The sequence below is a fragment of the Specibacter sp. RAF43 genome (assembly GCF_052114065.1).
Taxonomy (GTDB): Bacteria; Actinomycetota; Actinomycetes; order Actinomycetales; family Micrococcaceae; genus Specibacter.
Genome location: NZ_JBFREA010000006.1, coordinates 1 through 19,314 on the forward strand (window position 1 = coordinate 1; position 19,314 = coordinate 19,314).

The 19,314-nt window shown below is 69.0% G+C and carries 14 protein-coding genes, 2 pseudogenes and 1 riboswitch; of the genes and pseudogenes, 8 read left to right on the forward strand and 8 right to left on the reverse strand.

Going from position 1 to position 19,314, the window contains the following annotated elements:
• Positions 1-1,796 (forward strand): annotated as a pseudogene (locus AB4Y80_RS04845) (hypothetical protein); the annotation flags it as partial.
• A gap of 76 nt (positions 1,797-1,872) precedes the next feature.
• Positions 1,873-2,472 carry a recombination mediator RecR gene (recR, locus tag AB4Y80_RS04850; protein WP_442212218.1) on the forward strand — a complete coding sequence of 200 codons (600 nt, stop codon included), beginning with the start codon at positions 1,873-1,875 and terminating at the stop codon, positions 2,470-2,472.
• A 45-nt stretch (positions 2,473-2,517) separates the two neighbouring features.
• Here recR and AB4Y80_RS04855 read toward each other — a convergent pair whose 3' ends face one another.
• Both AB4Y80_RS04855 and AB4Y80_RS04860 read right to left on the reverse strand, forming a co-directional pair.
• Positions 2,518-3,696 carry an ABC transporter permease gene (locus tag AB4Y80_RS04855; RefSeq protein ID WP_442212219.1) on the reverse strand — a complete coding sequence of 393 codons (1,179 nt, stop codon included), beginning with the start codon at positions 3,694-3,696 and terminating at the stop codon, positions 2,518-2,520.
• Positions 3,693-4,646 (reverse strand): ABC transporter ATP-binding protein, encoded by a 954-nt coding sequence (locus AB4Y80_RS04860; RefSeq protein ID WP_442212221.1) that lies wholly within the window; start codon positions 4,644-4,646, stop codon positions 3,693-3,695. Before AB4Y80_RS04860 ends, AB4Y80_RS04855 begins: the two co-directional genes overlap by 4 nt.
• A 315-nt stretch (positions 4,647-4,961) precedes the next feature.
• Here AB4Y80_RS04860 and AB4Y80_RS04865 point away from each other — a divergent pair, with 315 nt between their 5' ends.
• Positions 4,962-6,248, forward strand: a complete 1,287-nt coding sequence (locus AB4Y80_RS04865; RefSeq protein WP_442212223.1) for an aspartate kinase — start codon at positions 4,962-4,964, stop codon at positions 6,246-6,248.
• 134 nt (positions 6,249-6,382) lie between these two features.
• On the opposite strand, the gene AB4Y80_RS04870 is transcribed toward AB4Y80_RS04865, so the two are convergent.
• Both AB4Y80_RS04870 and AB4Y80_RS04875 read right to left on the reverse strand, forming a co-directional pair.
• Positions 6,383-6,610, reverse strand: a complete 228-nt coding sequence (locus AB4Y80_RS04870) for a hypothetical protein (RefSeq protein WP_442212224.1) — start codon at positions 6,608-6,610, stop codon at positions 6,383-6,385.
• A 99-nt stretch (positions 6,611-6,709) separates the two neighbouring features.
• Complete coding sequence (locus AB4Y80_RS04875; RefSeq protein WP_442212226.1) at positions 6,710-6,934, reverse strand: hypothetical protein; 225 nt, start codon at positions 6,932-6,934, stop codon at positions 6,710-6,712.
• Positions 6,935-7,041: 107 nt separating this feature from the next.
• Here AB4Y80_RS04875 and AB4Y80_RS04880 point away from each other — a divergent pair, with 107 nt between their 5' ends.
• Together AB4Y80_RS04880 and AB4Y80_RS04885 are read left to right on the forward strand one after the other, a co-directional pair.
• A complete protein-coding gene (locus AB4Y80_RS04880) occupies positions 7,042-7,503 on the forward strand; it encodes a MarR family winged helix-turn-helix transcriptional regulator (RefSeq protein WP_442212228.1) in 462 nt (153 codons plus the stop codon).
• 28 nt (positions 7,504-7,531) lie between these two features.
• Positions 7,532-8,443: a 3-methyladenine DNA glycosylase gene (locus tag AB4Y80_RS04885; protein ID WP_442212230.1), complete on the forward strand. Its 912-nt coding sequence runs from the start codon at positions 7,532-7,534 to the stop codon at positions 8,441-8,443.
• A 103-nt stretch (positions 8,444-8,546) separates the two neighbouring features.
• Here AB4Y80_RS04885 and AB4Y80_RS04890 read toward each other — a convergent pair whose 3' ends face one another.
• Positions 8,547-11,237: an exo-alpha-sialidase gene (locus tag AB4Y80_RS04890; protein ID WP_442212232.1), complete on the reverse strand. Its 2,691-nt coding sequence runs from the start codon at positions 11,235-11,237 to the stop codon at positions 8,547-8,549.
• A 346-nt stretch (positions 11,238-11,583) separates the two neighbouring features.
• On the opposite strand from AB4Y80_RS04890, the gene purS reads away from it, so the two are divergent.
• Genes purS through purL form a run of 3 tightly spaced genes read left to right on the forward strand, consistent with a single transcriptional unit; the run spans position 11,584 to position 14,927 of the window.
• Positions 11,584-11,835 (forward strand): phosphoribosylformylglycinamidine synthase subunit PurS, encoded by a 252-nt coding sequence (gene purS / locus AB4Y80_RS04895; RefSeq protein WP_442212234.1) that lies wholly within the window; start codon positions 11,584-11,586, stop codon positions 11,833-11,835.
• Positions 11,836-11,837: 2 nt separating this feature from the next.
• Positions 11,838-12,602, forward strand: coding sequence for a phosphoribosylformylglycinamidine synthase subunit PurQ (gene purQ, locus AB4Y80_RS04900; protein ID WP_442212236.1), 765 nt, complete (start codon positions 11,838-11,840; stop codon positions 12,600-12,602).
• The gene (gene purL, locus AB4Y80_RS04905) at positions 12,603-14,927 is read left to right on the forward strand and encodes a phosphoribosylformylglycinamidine synthase subunit PurL (RefSeq protein WP_442212238.1); all 2,325 of its coding nucleotides are present in this window, start codon (positions 12,603-12,605) and stop codon (positions 14,925-14,927) included.
• Between the two features lie 51 nt (positions 14,928-14,978).
• Here the strand turns inward: purL and AB4Y80_RS04910 are convergent.
• The 3 genes and pseudogenes from AB4Y80_RS04910 to AB4Y80_RS04920 form a co-directional block, all read right to left on the reverse strand.
• Positions 14,979-16,241: pseudogene (locus tag AB4Y80_RS04910) on the reverse strand (LLM class flavin-dependent oxidoreductase); the annotation flags it as partial.
• A complete protein-coding gene (locus AB4Y80_RS04915) occupies positions 16,238-17,680 on the reverse strand; it encodes an APC family permease (protein WP_442212240.1) in 1,443 nt (480 codons plus the stop codon). The pseudogene AB4Y80_RS04910 and the gene AB4Y80_RS04915, both read right to left, overlap by 4 nt.
• A 19-nt stretch (positions 17,681-17,699) precedes the next feature.
• Complete coding sequence (locus AB4Y80_RS04920; RefSeq protein ID WP_442212242.1) at positions 17,700-18,971, reverse strand: acyl-CoA dehydrogenase family protein; 1,272 nt, start codon at positions 18,969-18,971, stop codon at positions 17,700-17,702.
• Positions 18,972-19,162: 191 nt separating this feature from the next.
• Positions 19,163-19,276, reverse strand: a riboswitch (SAM riboswitch).
• Positions 19,277-19,314 lie beyond the last annotated feature (38 nt).

The following is a 19,314-nucleotide window of genomic DNA, read 5'->3' on the forward strand; positions in this document are numbered from 1 at the left end:
CCGGCGGGGCCGCCCCCGGTACGACGCCGGCCCCGGCGCAAGCGGCGGGCGGCGGACTGGCTGCCGTGCGCGCCCAGCTCGCCCGGGCCAAGGAGGCCGCCGGGGAGGCGGTGGCCAGCCGCCACAAGACGAACGCCGCGCCCCAACCGGCCACGCAGGATCACGGCCGGCCCTCCAACGATCACGTCTCCCCGCCGCACGCCACCGGGGACGGACGCCAGGCCGCTGGGGATGGCCGCCAGGCCACGCCTGCCCAGCCGCTGCGCCAGGATCCCTGGGCGCCGGCACCGGACCACTCCCCGGCAGCCACCGAGCCCGGCCGGGGCGCCAACCCCGCCGCCCCCGGACACCAGGGTCCCCCGGCACAGGCACCGCCCGCCCAACAGCCGGTCCCGGCCGGCGCCCCCGGGCCCAGCAGCGTGGAAGTCATCCGCCGTGCCTGGCCCGAGATCCTGGACAGCCTGAGCAGCATCCGCAAGGTGTCGTTCCTGCTGGTCAAGGCCAACGCCGTCCCGCAGGCCTTTGACGGCCAGACCCTGCGCCTGGCGTTGCCCTCATCGGGCCTGATCGAAACGTTCACGGCGGGTGGGCACAGCGATAACTTGCGGCAGGCAATTCACACCACCTTGGGCATCACGTGCCAGATCGTCACCGTGACCGGGGACGGGCCCGCGCCCGGAAAGAGCTCTGAGCCAAACCCAAAAGTTCCCACTGACTCCGCCCCGTCCGCCGGACCGCGAACCGGGCTACCCGCGGCGCAGGCGCCCGGTCCGCTGACGCTTGTTCCGGCCGCGGCGGGTGGTGCGCAAAGTGGCCTTGCACCGGTCGCGACTGCCGGTTGGCCCGATCCCCTTCCGGACGAGCCGCCGTGGCCCACCGAACCCCCGAATGACGACGGGGCTCCCATGGACTCCGTCTGGCCCAGCCCGGCGCCAACGGCCGCAACCCCAAGCGGCGAGGACATGGGCACGGCCGGCGAGCGTCCAGCCGGCTCGCCTCCGGATGGGGGGCGGCAGGTTGGCGGCGCCATGCCCGAAAACCTGCCCGCAAGCCTGCCCGAAAGCCTGCCCAATAACCAGGCGGCGGCCATGCCGAACGGGCCCACGGCCATGTCGAACGGGCGCACGGCCGGGCCGGAGCCCGTGCCGCACCGGCCCAAGGTTTCACCCATTTCGGCGTGGACGTCCGGCTGGGACATGCCGGATTCCAAACCCGCCCCGGAACCCGTGGGGGCCGCCGAGCCGGCCGACCCTGCCCACCATCGGATTCGGACCGGGAATGCCCCGCAGGATTGGGGCGTGTCGCTCGGCGCGGACGTACGATCCACGGTTGCGGACCCGGGATGGGGGGCACCGTCAAGTGTGCCGGAGTGGGCCCAACCCGACCCCGCCCAACCCGACCGCGCCCAGACGGACCCCGTTCCAGCCGGCCCCGCCAACGCCGATCCCGCCCAGACCGACTCCGCCCGGACCGGGCCGGGCCGGGGAACGGCGGGCACGCCCGGTTCCGACCAGAGCCCGCGCGGCGGGGCACCGGACGTGTCCGCGCGGGCGGCGTCGTCCCGGAAACAGGCGCCGCCGGTCCCGGGCGAAAAGATCAGCATGTACCAGCGGCTCGCCAACAGTGCCGAGGCGCAGGCCGGTCGCGCGCAGGCGCCGGCCCGGGCGCTCGAAACGCAGTACGCCGACGACGTCCCCAGCCCGGATGATGTCACCCTTGAGGAGTCCGGTGTGGTGGGACAGGCCGCCGTGGAGCGTATCCTTGGCGGAGCGCTGATCGAGGAACGGCCGCTCTGACCGGCAACCGCCCGCATGCGATGCGGCCCCACAGCCGGATCGCCCCCCATATTTTGACCACCAGGAAAGAGCCATTGTGTACGAGGGAGCAGTTCAGGAGCTCATTGATGAGCTGGGGCGCCTGCCGGGCATCGGCCCCAAATCGGCGCAGCGGCTGGCGTTTCACATCCTGGAGGCGGACACCGAGGACATGCAACGACTGGTCCGGGCCATTATCACCGTGAAGGAGCGGGTGAAATTCTGCACCGTGTGCGGCAATGTCACCGAGGCCGAAACGTGCAACATCTGCCGCGACCCGCGGCGCGATCCGAGCGTGATTTGCGTGGTGGAGGAGTCCAAGGACGTCCTGGCGGTCGAACGCACGCGCGCGTTCAGGGGCCGCTACCACGTGCTCGGCGGCGCCATCAACCCGATCGCCGGGATCGGTCCCGAGCAGCTGCGCATCCGTGAACTCCTCACCCGGCTCAACGACAGCCAAATCCAGGAAATCATCATCGCCACCGACCCCAACCTGGAGGGCGAGGCCACGGCCACCTACCTGTCACGGATGCTGAAAACCCTGGGCATCGCCGTCACCCGTCTGGCCTCCGGACTGCCCGTGGGAGGGGACCTGGAATACGCGGACGAGATCACGCTCGGCCGCGCCTTCGAGGGCCGGCGCAACGCCCTGACGTAAGCCGCCTCTCACGGCACCCGCGGCGGCGCCAAACCTCGTGTGCCGTTAGGCGACGCGGGTCCCCTTCGGCAGCTTTCCGGCCGGGGTCCGCAATGCCCGCCGGCCCAGGGCCACGATCCCGGCGGTCACCAGCAGCTGCAGCCCGAGCCCTAGCGGCCAAAGCGGCGTGGTTTGCCCCAGGTACGACGCCGTCACCCGCCCGTTGGCGCACTGGTACGTTGCGTCCGGCCCGGCCTGGGCAAAACGCGCGCCCTGACTGATCGATTCGAGCGCCCCCGTGGAGTAGCTGACGTTCCCGGTTCGGTCCGGGTACGGGATGGCGTCGGCCACCACCACATACGGGTTCATGGCCAGCATCCAGGCGACCCGGTCGGACCGCTGGGCCGGCTGTTCCACCAGCGGGCCGTAGCAGGCATACTCGTCGTTTTGATCGGTGATGTTCCCCGGCGGGGCCGGCATGGCGGGCGGTGTCTCACCGTTCGGGTAGTACACGCCGGAATTCTTGTAATAGATCTGGTTGGCCCGCACGGTGCCGTCGCTGACCAGCATGCCAAGCCCAAAGGCGATGACCGTTCCGGCGAGCAGGGCGGAGACCACCAGGTAAGTAACGACGATGGAGAACAGGGGCCGGTTGGCCAGCGCGGAAATCCCAACCCCCAGGGCGCACACGAGCGCTATTTCCACGGCAAGCATCAGCAGGGCGACCAGGATGTGGCCGGCGCCCAACCCACCCTGGAGAATGGCAAACACCAGGAACGGGACACTGGCCACCAGGAACGCCAGGCCGGCCACCCACGACGCCAGGAACTTTCCCCACAGGATCTGCCCCGGCCGCAGCAGCGTCACCTGCAAGATGGCCAGCGTGCCCCCGGCCCGGTCGCCGTTGACGGCATTGGCGGAAAACGCCGGTGCCACCAGCAAGGCAAAGAGGAGCACAAAGGCCAGGACAATTTCAAAGATCAGCGAGCCGGAGTCCGGCGCCACGAAGCCGGGGTTGTCCTGATGGCCCCGCTGGATGTCCCAGCTGAACCAGGTCAACGCCGTCACGGCGCCAATGACCACAAACCAGATGACCAGCATGATGTACCAGCCGCGGGAGCGCAGCCGCTGGCGCAGCTCCATGCCCAGCACGGCGCCGACGCCGGCCCAGTACGCCCCGAAGCGGTCCGCGCGCGGTTGCGGCTGGCCGGGCGCTGCGGGGGACCCGTCCGTGATGGTGCTCATCGCTGCTCCACCTCCATGCTCATGTATGTTTCCTCCAGGGCACCCGCCGCGGGGGCAAACGACGTGACGGCGACCCCCGCCCGCACGAGCCCGGCCAGCAGCCGGGCCGCATCGGCCTCCGTGCCCAGCAGCACCTGCACCGAGTCCCGCCGCCCGGTGCCCGCCGCAAACGGCACGCCCTGCCGGCCCAACTCCGCCGCCAGCGCCGCCGGATCCAGCCCGGCGATGGAATATCGCCGGCCCTGCGATGCGGCCTGCCCCACGGTTTGCGCCAGCACCGAGCGCCCGGCGCTGACAAACACGGCCCGGTCGGCGATCTCATCCAGTTCCGCCAGGACGTGGGAGGAGACGACGACGGCCTTGCCCTCCGCCGCGAGCCCTCGCAGGATGCCGCGCAGGGACACCCGGGATCCCGGGTCCAGCCCGGACGCCGGCTCATCCAGGAGCAGCACGTCCGGGTTGTGGATCAGGGCGCGGGCAAGGCTGAGCCGCTGCTGCTGGCCGCGGGAGAGCACCCGGGCCTGCTGGTCGGCCAGCTCGACGAGGTTCACCAGGGCCAGGAGTTCGGCCACCCGGCCGGGAATGTCCTTGGCCGGGAGGCGGTAAAACCTGCCCATCACGGTGAGAATCTCGCGGGCGGTGAGCGACTCCCACACGCCCAGGGTGTCCGGCATCCAGCCAATCCTGGCCCGGGCCGCGACCGGGTCCCGCGTCGGGTCGATGCCCATGACGCTTACCGTGCCGGCATCCGGGGCCAGCAGCGAGGCCAGCATCAGCAACAGGGTGGTCTTGCCGGCGCCGTTGGGCCCGATCAGCGCCGTGACTTCACCGGCCGGGGCCTGCAGGTCCATGTTGACAACGGCCGTGACCGGGCCAAAGCGGCGCGAGAGGCCCGACGCCGACAGCCCCCGGAACACCGCCTCGCCGTGCTGCACTGCTTCCTTTGCCATGCGTCCCTCCCGCACCGGAGCCGCGGAGGCGGCCTTTGCCCCATCCTAAGGTGGGCCGGCCGCGGAGGGCATCATCCCGCCGTCGCATCTTTGAACACGGCGGCCCCGGGGGTCCGAGATGCCGGCACCTGTCCGTCATGTGGACACCCCAATTCCATCTTGGGGACGGCCCGGGGCTAAACTTGGCACGACTGCCTGCCGCGCTGAAGATGCCGCAAAGGCCGTTCGCGCTGACGCGTGCGGGCGCGAGCGGCAGCAAAGGAATCACCGAAATCATCAAGATGTTGCGTTAGGTTAGCCGATGAGTGTGCACCCATGAGCTTGATCGTTCAAAAATATGGCGGATCGTCCGTGTCCGACGCCACGGGGATCCTCCGTGTCGCCCGGCGCGTGGTGGAGACCCAGTCGGCCGGCCACGAGGTGGTGGTGGTGGTTTCCGCCATGGGCGACACGACGGACGAACTCCTGGACCTGGCCGCCCAGGTGGCCGAGCACCCGCCGGCCCGCGAGCTGGACATGCTCATGACCGCCGGCGAGCGCATCTCCATGGCCCTGCTGGCGATGGCGATCAGCGCCCACGGCGGCGTGGCGCAGTCGTTCACGGGCAGCCAGGCCGGCATGATCACCGACGGCATCCACGGCAAGGCCCGCATCATCGACGTGGACCCGCACCGCGTGCGCACCTGCCTGGACAAGGGCAAGGTCGCGATCGTGGCCGGCTTCCAGGGCATGAGCCGGACCACCCATGAGATCACCACCATGGGCCGGGGCGGCTCCGACACGACGGCCGTGGCGCTGGCGGCGGCCCTGAACGCGGACGTTTGCGAGATTTACACAGACGTTGACGGCGTCTACACGGCCGACCCGCGCGTGGTGTCCAGCGCGCAGAAGATCGACAAGATTTCCAGTGAGGAAATGCTGGAGATGGCGGCCTCCGGTGCCAAGATCCTGCACCTTCGCTGCGTGGAGTACGCCCGCCGCTTCGGGCTGCCCATCCACGTGCGGTCCTCGTTCAGCGACCATGAAGGAACCTGGGTGCTGCCCAGCCCCGACGACAAAATCAAGTTCACAGAGGGAGTTGCCTTGGAGCAGCCAATCATCTCCGGCGTGGCCCACGACCGGTCCGAAGGCAAAGTCACCGTTGTGGGTGTGCCGGACATCCCGGGCAAGGCCGCCATGATCTTTGGCATCATCGCCGGCGCCCACTCCAACATCGACATGATCGTGCAAAACATCTCCACCCACGGCTCCGGCAAGACGGACATTTCCTTCACCCTGCCGATGGTGGAGGGGGAGGAGGCGCTGGCCGCCCTGCGCGCCCAGCAGGACGCCGTGGGCTTCGAGGACTTGATCTACGACGACAAGATCGGCAAACTCTCCCTCATCGGCGCCGGCATGCGCTCCAATCCGGGCGTTTCGTACAGCTTCTTCAAGGCCCTCTCCGACGCCGGCGTGAACATCGACCTGATCTCGACCTCCGAGATCCGCATTTCCGTGGTCACCCGCGCGGACCTGCTCGATACCGCCGTCCGGGCCGTGCACAAGGCATTTGGGCTCGACGGCGACGACGAGGCCACCGTGTACGGCGGCACCGGCCGCTGACGGCGCCCTTTGGGCGTGCATCCTTTTGGGCGTGCATCCTTTTAGGCATACAGCAGGGGGTGCGTTGTTTCGACGCTGAGCCGTTAAAACAACACACCCCCTGTGTCTTCCCATACTAGCCCGAAGGGGCGCAATTATGCCTCTGCCTCGTCCTCATCCGACTTCCGGACCGCGTAGTGATGGCCTTCGGAGTCCGTTCGCTGCTCGACCTGGGACAGTTCAAGGTCGCTTTCGTCCTCAAATTCGTCGTGACGGTGTACCACCGGGGCATCCATGTCGCCCTGCTCCGCCGGACCGAAGACTTTTTGGAACTTGTCCGTCGCGCGCATGAATTTGTCCACAAATTTTTCGTCCTTCGTCATCATCAGCACCTCCTCTCCACCCTAGAAGTCCTGTGATGCACCTCTCTTAATGCTACGCCGGATGGGGCGCAAAGGCACTGGAGTGCAGGGGCGCCCCGGTCAGCGCAGCGACTGGTCGGTGGGGTCCCGGGGCACCAGGTACGTGCTGCCGTCGGCTCGGCTCACCGAGACCCATTGCTCGGTGGCCGCCTCCTGGCGGGAGAGCAGGTCCTTGTTTTCCGGGGTCATCTCATGGTCCAGGGGGCTGCTCTGGGCTGGGCCGAAGATGGCGCGCAACCGGCCGGTGAAACGCATGAGCCTGTGGACAAATCGCTCGTCGGACATCTGGCTTCCCTTGCAGTGGATGAATGGCAATGCCAGCCATAGTACCCTGTTGGTTAGTGCACTAACCAATTTGGTGTCGCCTCCAACTGCCCCAAAGGACGTCCCTGTTGCCTGCCCCGGAAAATGATCTCCTGCTTGAGCGCCAGCTCTGCTTCGGCCTCAGTGTTGCCTCGCGCAGCGTCATCGCCGCGTACAAGCCCGTCCTGGCGGCGCTGCGGCTCACGCACCCCCAGTACCTGGTGATGCTGGCGCTTTGGGAAGGGGCCCCGCGCACAGTGAAGGAGCTCGGTGCGGCCCTGCTGCTGGAATCGGCCACCTTGTCCCCGCTGCTCAAGCGCCTCGAGGCACTTGGCTATGTCAGCCGCCGGCGGTCCACCGCCGACGAACGTGCCCTGGCCGTCGACCTGACGCCGGCGGGCGCCGCCTTGCGGGAGCAGGCCCTGGAGGTCCCCGGCACCATGAGGCGTCGGCTCGGACTGGACCGGAAGTCGGCCGCCGCCCTCCACCGGTCCATGATGGAGTTGATCGAGGCCGCTGCGCACGCCGATGACGTGCCGACTGCGTTGTGAGGATAATGTTGTGCGGATAATTGAGACCATGACCTCCCCTTCCCTGCAATGGCTTGAGGCGGAAGCGTGGCAGGCGCGCGAGTCCGCCCACCAGCAGCGGGTGGCCCGGTACGCCGATCCCTATCTTGCCCGCCGCGCGGCCGGCCAAAAGCACCCGGTGGAGGACTTCCTCTTTACCTACTACACGCAAAAGCCCGGCCAGCTGCGGCGCTGGCACCCGGGCGCGGGCGTGGTCCTGCACGGGGAGGCCGCCGCCGGGCGTCTGGGCTGGAAGTTTTACCGTGCCGCGACGGCCGCCGAGCGTGCGGCGAGCGGGGCGCCGGGGGCGGGGGCCGCCGTCGTCGTGGACGCGGCGGAATTCCTGGCCCAGCGGGCGGAGGCCGTGGACTTTGCGCGCATCATCCTGGGCCGGACGGCGGCCCGGGACGGACGGTTCGGTTGTTTTGGGCTGCACGAGTGGGCCATGGTCTACCGGCAGGAGGCCAACCTGGTCCGGCACGAGTACCTTGGGCTGCGGCTGGGACCGGAGGGAACCGACCGCGTGGTGGAGGAGAACAAGATTCGCTGCACCCACTTTGACGCCTACCGTTTCTACACGCCGCAGGCCAGCGGGCTCAACGAGTTCACGCCCACGCGCGAGAACCAGCGGGACCTGGAGCAGCCCGGCTGCCTGCACGCCAACATGGACCTGTACAAATGGGCGTACAAGCTCTCCCCCGCCCTGCCCTCGGAGCTCGTCATGGCCGCATTTGAGCTCTCGTGGCGGATCCGGGCCATGGACATGCAGGCCTCCCCGTACGACCTCGCCGCGTGGGGCTATCCGCCGATCCCCATCGAGACAGCCGCCGGGAAGGCCGACTACGTGGCCCACCAGCGCGGATTCAGCGAGGAGGCCGCCGTGTTGCGGGAGCGGCTGCGCGCGGCGCTTGACGCGCTCTAGCTGCCTGGCACTTTCGCCGGGCGCACGACTCGCGGCGAGTTTTGCGCAGCGTGGACACTGACGCAAGACCCGGGCCGGATTCGGCGCCCGGCGGAAGTGTTTCCTAGGCCCGGGGTGTCACATGCAGGGCGCCGAAGGAGAGCTGGGTGCCGTCCCGGTCCAGGAGCACCAGCGTGTCCTTCCCGTTCTTGGTGCCGCGCGGGAGCGTGAACGTGATGGTTCCGTTCGCGTCCGCCAGGTACCAGCCGATCCGCTGTCCGTGCTTGGCCAGGTAGACGTACGCCCACTGATTGGCCGGGGCGTTGCCCACCGTGACGGTGTCACCAACGCTGTACTTGCCGGAGCCCAGTTTCAAATCGACCGGCGGCTGGCCTTTTACCCTCGCCCCGTCCACGGACGGCTCGCCCGTGGGCTTCGCCGTGACCACCGGCAGCTCAAGCGCCGCGGCACTCAGCTCGACGACGGCGGCCTTGGTTCCGTTGTGCCCGGTTGCCGTGACGCCGCTCGCCCGCACTTGGCCGGCGGACAGTTCGGCCGCGGTCGCGTTCCGGGTGGTGGTGAACGCGGTGGTCTCCCCCGCTGCCAGGCTTGCCGCCGGGGAGCCGACGCCGGCCGCCGCCACGTCCGTCAACGTCACGTTGCCGGCGTTGGTGACGGTGACCGTGGTGGTGACGGTGTCGCCCGGGCCGGCCAGTGCGTTACCGTCGACGTCGTTCCACGTCACGGTGGCCGCGCCGGCCAGGGCGGGCTTGCGCACCAGCAGGTCCACCTCGTCACCGGTGATGGTGTAGGCCTGCGCGGGGGCGCCTGTGCCGGTGACCTCCCACGTGGTCAGCGGGACAAAGTAGCCGCTGGCCAGCTCCTGCGCCGTGACGGCGTGCCGCGGCGTCGAGCACACGTAACCAGACCACACGGGCAGGTTGTTGTAGCGGCAGTTCCCCGGTCCCGCCGGGACGAGCGGGGCGAAGTTGCCGCTGACCGGGAGCGCGTTGGAGGCGATGTTGCCCAGGCTGTTGACCGCGAACTGGTACGGGACGGCCTCGCCGGCGGCGTACGGGTCGGTGGCCAGGTCGCGGTCGGAGTCCGTGCGGGAGCCCAGGATCTCCAGGCCTACGATATTCTCCGTGGCGCCGCCCGTGATGGTGACCGTGGTGCCGGCGAGTACGGAGTTCTTGTCCACGGTCAGCACGGCCGTGACGTCCACCGCCCCGGCCTTGGCGAAGGCCGGGATGATGACGGGGACCTCAACCGTGGTGGAGGAGCCGGGAGCGATTTCGGGGACCGGAGCCGCCCCGAACGTCCAGCCGGTCTTCGCCGAGAAGGTGACGGAGGCGTTTTCCAGGGCCGACGCGCCGGTGTTGGTGACGGTGACCCGGGCCGGGACGGTGGTGCCGTTGGCGCCGGTGACGGGTGCGGCCGCCACGCGGGCGCCGCAATACACGCCCAGCCATTCGGCGTTGAATTTCCCGAAAGTCATGGTGTTGTTCTCGCCCTCGTAAAAGACGCCGAACGTGCCGTCAGTGAGCGCGCTCACCGTGGAATAGCTCATGGCACCGGCCTTGAACTGCTTGCCGGGGCTCCAGGAGGCGCCGTCGTCACACGAATAGCGAATGGTTCCGTTGACGCGGCCGGCGTTGCTGTTGGCGTTGGAGAACAGCAGCATCTTGGCCGCTGCCGAGCCCTGCGCCGCATCGGGGTACATGCGCGTGATGGCGGCGTTGTTGACCGGGTCAACCAGTGCGGTGTTCACCGTGACGGGACCGTAGCTGGCGCCGCCGTCCTGGGAGATGGCAACCTTGCGGGCCCGCTCGCCGCTGCTGGTGCGGGAGTTGAGCATGACGTCGCCGTTGGAGAGTTCCACGGTCTTGTTCTCATCCATGCCGGTGCCGGTGAACGCGCCGCGCTGCCAGGTTTTGCCATGGTCATCCGAAAACACGCTGTAGGCCTGGTAGGCGGTGCTGCCGTCGGCCTGCTTGACCTTCCCGGTGAACTGCTGGATCAAGCGGCCCTTGTGGGCGCCGTAGCGCAATTGGATGCCCTCCCCGGAGGCGGCAAAGACGCCGGCCACGCCGCCGACGTTGGGGATGGATCCCACGGTTTCACCTTCGGGCTTGACGACGTCGGTGATGAGCGGGCCGGCAAATCCGGCGTACCCGGATCCGGCGTCGTAGCCGGACGGCGGGAGGACGGGCATGTTCGCCGGGTCGCTGGACCAGGTGACGCCCTTGTCCGTGGAGACCGAGACCTGGGCGCTGGTGATCTGCCGGTCGGCGTCGTCGTTGCCGAAGGCGCTGCCCTGGAAGCTGACGTCCTTGGAATACACGTGGAAATTGAAGATGGCGCCGGTTTCCCGGTCCACCACATAGCTGGGATCGCTGAACCCGTACTTGAGCTGGCCGTTCCCGCCGACCTGGCCGCGGGCTATGTACGTTGGCGCACCCCAGGTCTTCCCGCCGTCGGTGCTCCGGCGCTGAAGGATGGAGTTCGCCGACGGCGCGTCCGCGCCGTCCGGTCGGCCGTCATAGGAGGCCAGCAGCACGCCCTCGCCGAGATCGGCCAAGGCGGGAATGCGGTAGTAGCGGCCCAGTACGGGGTCGATCGCGTTGTCGCCGTTGCGGGCCAGCACCTGTTCCGTGTAGCTCGCGGCCTGGGCCGGCCCGGATTCCGGGGCCGCGGCGGCGTCCTGCGCCACGGCCGGTCCCGTCATCGAGGCGAGCAGCCCCACCGTCAACGCCCCGGCCAGGGCGGCGCCTCCGGCCCTTCGCCAGCGCAGGGCTGTGTCAATGGATTTCATGTGGTCCTTTCTTGGGGCCGCACGGGGCCCCGATCATTGCCGTTTCATCCCGCCGGGGGCCGCCATCTTCAAGACCTCCGACATGGGATGTTCTACAAACATACCGTGTTGCCCGTCACACGGCTAAGCCCCGTCATGCATTACGCCGGCCTTTTTCGATCCGTGGCGCGGCGGGCCGCCCGGGGCGCCGCCCGGACGGGGAAAGCCCGCCCCGGGAACCGGTAGAATGGTGAGGCAAGCTCGCGGAGCGCTACTTTCCCCGTTCCCAGGTCCCCACCCCAGGAACACCCGAGACGGCGTGAGACGGCACCCGCGGCCACCCCCTTTTAAAACAGGAGTCCTACGGATGCCCCGGATCGTTGTCGACGTCATGCTTAAGCCCGAGATCCTTGACCCGCAAGGGAAAGCCATTGTTGGTGCGCTGCCGCGCCTTGGTTTCACCGCCTTCTCCGCCGTCCGCCAGGGCAAGCGCTTTGAACTGATGGTCGACGGGGAGGTGACCGAGGAAATCCTGGCCCAGGCCCGCACGGCCGCCGAGACCATGCTCTCCAACCCGGTCATCGAAGACGTCGTCAACGTCGAAGTTGTGGCGGACTAGCCATGACCGAGACTCCCCTGATCGGCGCGGTGCACACCGCGGCGCCCGACACCAGGCTTGCCAGCGCCCGCATCGGCGTCGTGACGTTCCCCGGCACGCTGGATGACCGCGACGCCGCCCGCGCCGTACGCCTCTCCGGTGCCACCGCCGTCGAGCTCTGGCACGGCGACGCCACCCTGGCCGACGTTGACGCCGTCATCATCCCGGGCGGGTTCTCCTACGGCGACTACCTGCGCGCCGGGGCCCTGGCCCGGTTCGCCCCGCTCATGGGCAAGATCGTGGACGCCGCCAACTCCGCGGCAAAACTGCCCGTGCTGGGCATTTGCAACGGCTTCCAGATCCTCACCGAGGCACACCTGCTGCCCGGCTCCATGATCAAGAACGACCACCTGAAGTTCCTGTGCCGCGACCAGGTGCTGCGCGTGGAAAACACCGCCACCGCCTGGACCAACGCCTACGCACCCGGGACGGAAATCACCGTCCYCCTGAAAAACCAGGACGGGCAGTACATTGCCGACGAGCTGACCCTCGATGCCCTGGAGGCCGAGGGCCGCGTGGCCTTCCGCTACGTCGGGGGGAACCCGAACGGTTCACGCCGCGACATCGCCGGCATCACCAACGCCGCCGGAAACGTGGTGGGCCTCATGCCGCACCCCGAGCACGCCGTCGAGGCCGGCTACGGCCCCTTGTCCGCGTCGGGAACGTACAGCACCGACGGACTGGGATTCTTTAGCTCCGTCCTGAACACGCTTCTGGGAGGCAAATAAATGTCCGAGACCCCGCTGCCCACCGCATCGGCGAAAAAGTTCAACATCGACACCGTGGAAAACGCCGCGGCCACCCCCGACGTCGAGCTGCCCTGGGCCGAGCTGGGCCTGAAGCAAAACGAGTTCGACGACGTGGTGAAGGTCCTGGGCCGGCGCCCCACCGGCGCCGAGCTCGCCATGTACTCCGTCATGTGGAGCGAGCACTGCTCCTACAAGTCCTCCAAGAACCACCTGCGCCAGTTCGGGGACAAGGTCACCGCGGAGATGAAGAAGGACATGCTGGTGGGCATCGGCGAGAACGCCGGCGTCACCAACCTGGGGGACGGCTGGGCGGTGACGTTCAAGATCGAAAGCCACAACTCGCCGTCGTTCGTGGAGCCCTACCAGGGTGCCGCCACCGGCATCGGCGGCATAGTCCGGGACATCATCTCCATGGGCGCCCGCCCGGTGGCCGTCATGGACCCGCTGCGCTTTGGCGCCATCGACCACCCGGACACGGCCCGCGTCATGCACGGGGTGGTGGCCGGCATCGGCGGCTACGGCAACTCCCTGGGCCTGCCGAACATTGGCGGGGAGGTGGTCTTCGACTCCATCTACCAGGGCAATCCGCTGGTCAACGCCCTGGCCGTGGGCGTCATGCGCCACGAGGACATCCGCCTGGCCAACGCGTCGGGCAAGGGCAACAAGGTGGTGCTCTTTGGCGCGCGCACCGGCGGCGACGGCATTGGCGGTGCCTCCGTGCTGGCCTCGGAGTCCTTCGACGACACCAAGCCGTCCAAGCGCCCCGCCGTTCAGGTGGGCGACCCGTTCGCCGAGAAGGTGCTGATCGAGTGCTGCCTGGAGCTGTTCAAGGGTTCCCTCGTGGAGGGCATCCAGGACCTGGGCGCCGCGGGCATCTCCTGCGCCACGAGTGAATTGGCCTCCAACGGCGACGGCGGCATGGAGGTCGAGCTGACCTCCGTCCTGCTGCGCGACCCCACCCTGACCCCCGGCGAGATCCTGATGTCCGAGTCACAGGAACGCATGATGGCCGTGGTCGCCCCGGGGAACGTGGCCGCCTTTGAGGCCGCCATGGACAAGTGGGCCGTGGAGTACTCCTGGCTGGGCGAGGTCACCGACACCGGCCGGCTCATCATCACGTGGGACGGCGAGGTCATTGTCGACGTCGACCCGCGCACCGTGGCCCACGACGGCCCGGTCTACGACCGCCCGTACGCCCGCCCCGCCTGGCAGGATGCGCTCCAGGCCGACGTGTTCACCGGCTCGGTCCAGGACGCCGGGCGCCCCGCCGGCGCCGCGGCGCTCAAGGCCGCCGTGCTGGAGCTGATCGCCTCGCCGAACATGTGCTCCAAGGACTGGGTGACCAACCAGTTCGACCGGTACGTGGGCGGCAACACCTCCCTGGCCTTCCCGGATGATTCCGGCGTGATCCGGGTGGATGAGGAAACCGGCATGGGTGTGGCGATCTCCACCGACGCCAACGGCCGCTACACCTTCCTGGACCCGTACCACGGCGCGCAGCTGGCCCTGGCCGAGTCCTACCGCAACGTGGCCACCTCCGGGGCCGTCCCGATGGCCGTCAGCGACTGCCTGAACTTCGGCTCCCCCGAGGACCCGGACGTCATGTGGCAGCTGGCCGAGTCCATCCGCGGCCTCTCCGACGCCTGCATGGAACTGGGCATCCCGGTCACCGGCGGCAACGTCTCGCTGTACAACCAGACGGGCACCACCCCCATCCACCCCACCCCCGTGGTGGCGGTCCTGGGCCGGTTCGACGACGTCGCCCGCCGCACGCCCTCGGGCTGGCTGGAGGACGGCCAGGCCATCTACCTGCTGGGCACCACGGCCGCGGAGCTTGACGGTTCCGAGTGGGCCAACCTGCGCGGCCACCTGGGCGGCATGGCCCCCAAGGTGGACCTCAAGCGTGAGCGCGAGTTGGGCGAGATCCTCATCAACGCCTCCCGCGACGGGATGATCGACGCCGCGCACGACCTCTCCGAGGGTGGCCTGGCCGCCGCCCTGGTGGAGTCCTCGCTGCGCTTCAACACCGGTGCCCGGGTGGCCCTTGACGAGGTGGCCCAGCGCGACGGCGTGGACCTGTTCACGCTGCTGTTCTCCGAGACGCAGGGCCGGGCCATCGTGGCCGTCCCGCGCAGTGAGGAGGTGCGCTTCAACGACATGTGCACCGCCCGCCGCTTCCCGGTCTCGCGCATCGGTGTCGTGGACGGGGCGTCCGGGGCCCTGGATCTGCAGGGCCAGTTCAGCGCCACGCTGGACGAACTCCGCGAAGCCCATGAGGCGACCCTGCCGAAGCACTTCGGCTAGGCGCTGAGGTAGCCGGTGCGCGCCGAGATCCCCCCGGTTTTGGGGGGATCGCTCCGGGACCACAAACCTCACCACGTCCTCGAAGCTGCCGGGGGTGATGGCGTAGGCGAGGTTGAAGCCGTCCACGTCGGTCTCCTCCACCCAGTCGATCAGCTCCTGGGCCACGTCAGCGCCGGAGCCGACCAGGCGCGGGCCCATGCCCCCAATGGCGGCGAAGTCGGCGAGGTCGCGCACGGTCCAGGCGGCGCCGTCGTCATTGCGCGCCTTGGCGAAATTGGCCACGGCGGACTGGATGGCATTGGACTTGACGTTGCCGATCGGCTCGTCAAGGTCATAGGTGGACAGGTCCAGGCCCAACCAGCCCGAGAGCAGCGCCAGCGCGCCCTCGGTGCTCGCGTAGGATCGGTACTCCTCATGCTTGGCGTGGGCCTTTTCCGCCGTCTCATCGGTGATGATGGTCAGCATGGTGTAGATGCGCACCGCGTGCCGGTTCCGCCCGGCGGCCGCGACGGCATCGCGGATGCGCGCCACCGTGGCTTTCAGCAATTCCTTGGTGGGTGCGCCGACGAAGACGGCCTCCGCATTGCCGGCCGCAAACGCGACGCCGCGCGGTGACGCGCCGGCCTGGTAGATCACCGGGGTGCGTTGCGGGGACGGTTCGCTGAGGTGGATGCCGGGCACCTTGAAATAGGTGCCGTCGTGGCCAATTTCGTGGACCTTGCTCGGGTCCGTAAACACGCCGGTTTCGCGGTCACGGACGACGGCGCCGTCCTCCCAGGAGCCCTCCAGCAGTTTGTAGACCACCTCCAGATACTCGTCGGCATGGTCGTAGCGCTCATCGTGTTCAAGCTGGTCCTCGTTGCCCATGTTCCGGGCGGCGGAGGGCAGGTAGCCGGTGACCACGTTCCAGCCGACCCGGCCGTTGCTGAGGTGATCGAGGGTGGAGAGCCGGCGGGCGAACGGGTACGGGTGCTCGTAGGCGGTCCCGGCCGTGACGCCGAAGCCCAGGTTCTCGGTGACCAGGGCCATGGCGGACACCAGCAGGAAGGGATCGTTGACGGGCACCTGCGTGCCTTGGCGCAGCGTGGCCTCGTTGGAGGCGCCGAAGACGTCGTAGGTGCCCAGGACATCGGCAATAAAGATGCCGTCAAAGAGCCCGCGCTCCAGCGTTTGGGCCAGCTCCGCCCAGTAGCGCAGGTCCTTGTAGCGCCAGGATTGGTCCTCCGGGTGGCGCCACAGCCCGGGTGACTGGTGGGCCACGCAGTTCATGTCAAAGGCGTTGAAGCGGATGTGGCGGCGGGTTGTTTCGCTCATGATGGTTCTCCGTTGGTGATGGTCGCGGCCGGTGCGGTGGCCGGGCGGGCATTTTCAATGACCCAGCCGGCGGCCAGTGCGAGCACCAGGACGGCGAGCACCACGACGCACAGCAGGGTGCTGCCCCCCAGCAGGGCCGGCAGGTTGGACAGGATGAGGGCCAGGATTCCCAGCAGGCCCAGAAAGCCAAGGGTGGGGGCCACGCTGCGGCGCCAGTTCACCCACGGCGCCCCGCGCCGCCGGAAGAACACGACCACCGCGACGCTGGTCAACGTCATGAGCACCACGATCCCGAGCGAGGCGAACCCCGCAAACCAGGTGTAGAACTCATTGATTGGGTCCCAGCCGGTGACGAGGGCCGCGGCGAGGAAGATCGCCACGACGGCGTTGTCCGCCAGGGAGGCGCGGTGCGGGGACCGGTGCACCGGGTGGGTGCCGGCCAGGGTGGCGGGCAGGACCCCGCTGGCGCCCAGTTGGAAGAAGTACCGGGACCCGATGTTGTGGAAGGCCAGGATGCAGGCGAAGAGGCTGGTGGTCAGCAGCACCTGCACCAGGTGCGCGCCGACGGGGCCGAGGTAGGCGCCGGCGGTGTCGGCCAGCATCGATCCGGGGTTGGAGAGGGCGCGGGCCACCGCGGCGTCGTCGCCCCAGGCGCTCAGCAGGGCCCAGGTGGAGACGGCGTAGAACAGCCCAATGAGCGCCAGGGCCAGGTAGGTGGCCCGGGGAATCGTGCGGTCCGGGTCGCGGGCCTCATCCCGGAACACGGCCGTTGCCTCAAAGCCGATGAAGCTGAGGATGGCGAACAACAGGGCCACCCCGGGGGCGCCGGAGAAGACCGTGGCGGGCACGGCAAACCCGGCGGAGAGCCCCTGCGGGCCGCCGCCGGCCAGGATCACGCGTGCGTCGAGCACCAGGACGATCAGCACCTCGGCCAGGAGCAGGACGCCCAACACCTTGCCGGAAAGCTCGATGTTGCGGTGGCCGAGCCAGGTGACGGCGGCCAGTGCGACGGCGGCCCACAGCCACCAGGGCAGGTCCGGGCCGCCGTAGGCGGTGACGACCTGACCGACGGCCGGGCCCAGCAGCCCGTAGACGCCGGCCTCGAGCGCCAGGTAGGACAGCAGTGCCACGAATGCGGCACCGGTTCCGGCGCGCCGGCCGAGCCCGCGCCGGATGTAGCTGGAAAACGCGCCGGCGTCGGGCACGTGCGGGGTCATGGTGGTGAAGCCGACGGCGAACAGCAGCAAGATGGCGGTGGCGGCCAGGAAGATCGTGGGCAGCCCTGCCCCGTTGCCGGAGGCGATGCCCAGCGGCACGGGACCGCCGATGACGCCCAGCGGCGAGGCGGCGGCAACAACAATCAGGACGATGCCGGTCACGCCCAGGCGCCCGGTCAGGCGGGGTGCGGTTTTTTCACTTTGGCGGGTGATGGTGGTCATGGGAGGAGTCTTTCGCGGGTCAGGCCGGTACGACGGCGGTCGGGTGCTGGTGAGTGTCGGCGCCGGCTTCGCCGATGGACCACACGTAGGGCGGCTCGGTGCCGTTGACCTCAAAGTCGCCGATGATGCGCGCCTTGTAGACGAACGGGTTGTGCGTGGCGACGGTGCGGGCGTTGCGCCAGTGCCGGTCCAGCTGCTTGCTGGTGCTGGTCGAGGAGGCGCCCAGGGCGTTGAACAGGGCCCCGGCGGCGTCGGGAATGAGGGTGCTCAGGACCACCTGCGCCTGCCCGGATTCCAGTTCGACGGCGATGTTCGCCGTCCGCTCCGCGTCCGCGTCCAGGTGCCTGGCCGCGTACACGTTGTCCAGGGACCGGGCGACGCGCAGCGTGGCGGCCTCGGCGACATACGCCTTGGCGCTGATCTCGCCCACGATCTGCAGGATCTGCGGATCCTCGCGCACCAGCGGGGCGTTGCCGTGGCCGAACACGCGGGTCCGGCCGCGGACCTGTTCGGCGGCGTCCGCCACCACCGCGCGCCCGATTCCGGCGAGGGTGATCAGCAGCAGGTGCTGGTAGACGGCCGTTTGGTACGGGAAGCGGTCGGCGAAGTCGGAGACGTTGGCCGGGTCCACCGGGGTGTTGTGGAAGGTGGTGGTGCCGCTTCCGGTCAGGCGCTGACCAAATCCGTCCCAGTCGTCGAGGGTTTCCACGCCCGGCGCCCGGGTGGAGACGACCACGGAAACCTCGGACCCGTCCGGGCGCCGAGCCGTGACGTCCACCCAGTCGGCGAAGATGGTGCCGGTGGTGTAGAACTTGCGCCCGGTCAGCAGCGGGGTGCCGCTTGAATCATCCAGCGTGGTCGCGGTGCCGCCCGCGCCCGGCTCCGTCCAGGCGCTGCCGGCGATCTCCCCGGCGGCGAACCGGCGCAGCCACGGTGCGCGACCGGCGTCGACGGTGTGGTGGTAGAGGTGTTCCTCGACCAGGGCAATATGGGCGCGCAGGGCCTGCGGGACGTTGCTGTCCGCGGCGGCCAGCTCGATCAGCAGGGCGGTGAATTCCTCCCAGCTTAGGCCGTTGCCGCCCAGTTCGGCGGGGATCCGGGCCCCGCCGAAGCCTGCGTCCCGGAGCCAGCCGATCTGCTCAAACGGCAGGGTGCGCTCGCGTTCGCGCACGGCGGCCCCGGCGGCGATCCGGTCGAATATGGGCCGGTAGATTGAGGCGGCAGCGGAAAAGGCCGACCCTCCGATGGTGCTCTCTATGGTGCTCTCATAGGTGCTCTGGGGGATGCTCATGGGTACTCCTGGAACGGGTCAATGGAATTGAATGCGGCCGCGGGCATGACCGAGCCGCACGCGGCGGGGGATTCCGGCTGCGCGGGATGGGCTGGGGGGCAACTCCGCGGGGTGCCGCGGTTGGGGACACCGGTCCCCTGCGGGCATGCAATTTGTGCTGGGCGCCTTTCACGGTTGGGACGCCGTCGGTGGCGCCGTACTTGCCGTCCGGCATGGCCGGACAACCAGATCATCACCTGGGGCACCCCGCTACGGAAGAGGGTTGCCGCCCGACGAGCCAGGGCTTGTCATCGGGACTCATGATCTTGGCTCAAGTATCCACACGTCCGCGGCGCATGAACAA

What these genes read in the sequence shown, in the direction of transcription:
- AB4Y80_RS04855 (WP_442212219.1), bottom strand. Translation starts at nt 3,696, where the DNA reads ATGAGCACCATCACGGACGGGTCCCCCGCAGCGCCCGGCCAGCCGCAA.
- AB4Y80_RS04860 (WP_442212221.1), bottom strand. Translation starts at nt 4,646, where the DNA reads ATGGCAAAGGAAGCAGTGCAGCACGGCGAGGCGGTGTTCCGGGGGCTG.
- AB4Y80_RS04865 (WP_442212223.1), top strand. Translation starts at nt 4,962, where the DNA reads ATGAGCTTGATCGTTCAAAAATATGGCGGATCGTCCGTGTCCGACGCC.
- AB4Y80_RS04870 (WP_442212224.1), bottom strand. Translation starts at nt 6,610, where the DNA reads ATGACGAAGGACGAAAAATTTGTGGACAAATTCATGCGCGCGACGGAC.
- AB4Y80_RS04875 (WP_442212226.1), bottom strand. Translation starts at nt 6,934, where the DNA reads ATGTCCGACGAGCGATTTGTCCACAGGCTCATGCGTTTCACCGGCCGG.
- AB4Y80_RS04885 (WP_442212230.1), top strand. Translation starts at nt 7,532, where the DNA reads ATGACCTCCCCTTCCCTGCAATGGCTTGAGGCGGAAGCGTGGCAGGCG.
- AB4Y80_RS04890 (WP_442212232.1), bottom strand. Translation starts at nt 11,237, where the DNA reads ATGAAATCCATTGACACAGCCCTGCGCTGGCGAAGGGCCGGAGGCGCC.
- purS (WP_442212234.1), top strand. Translation starts at nt 11,584, where the DNA reads ATGCCCCGGATCGTTGTCGACGTCATGCTTAAGCCCGAGATCCTTGAC.
- purL (WP_442212238.1), top strand. Translation starts at nt 12,603, where the DNA reads ATGTCCGAGACCCCGCTGCCCACCGCATCGGCGAAAAAGTTCAACATC.
- AB4Y80_RS04915 (WP_442212240.1), bottom strand. Translation starts at nt 17,680, where the DNA reads ATGACCACCATCACCCGCCAAAGTGAAAAAACCGCACCCCGCCTGACC.
- AB4Y80_RS04920 (WP_442212242.1), bottom strand. Translation starts at nt 18,971, where the DNA reads ATGAGCATCCCCCAGAGCACCTATGAGAGCACCATAGAGAGCACCATC.